1 protein-coding gene is annotated in these 343 nt (G+C 64.7%); it reads right to left on the reverse strand.

The features are described from left to right. A partial coding sequence (locus ACYQ2W_RS26735) for a Mu transposase domain-containing protein (protein WP_459874184.1) occupies nt 1–343 on the reverse strand: 343 nt, incomplete at both ends.

Genomic DNA, 343 nt, shown 5'->3' on the forward strand with positions numbered 1-343 from the left:
CCTGGATGTCGGCTTCGAGATCCGCCACCATCTGAGCCTTGTCACGGTAATGGTTGAGGTTCTTGATGATCGCCCCCTTGCCCTGACTGAGGGGGTGGGTGGCGATCCGCTCCCCGCCCGGCAGTGCGTAGATCTCCAACTGGCCATCCGCGGTGGCCAGGGCGTGGACCCGCCCCGATTGCCAAGCCATCGGGACCGAGTACTTGTTGCTGCGAAACGAGATCAGGCCGGTCTTGTCGACCTTGCGCGACTCGCCTGGAACCGCTGCTTGGGAGGCGAGGTAGGCCGGCGTCAGATAGGCGTGCATCTTCTCCCGCTCCAGGCGCTCATAGCGCTCCCTGGG

It is taken from the genome of Endothiovibrio diazotrophicus (assembly GCF_054657215.1).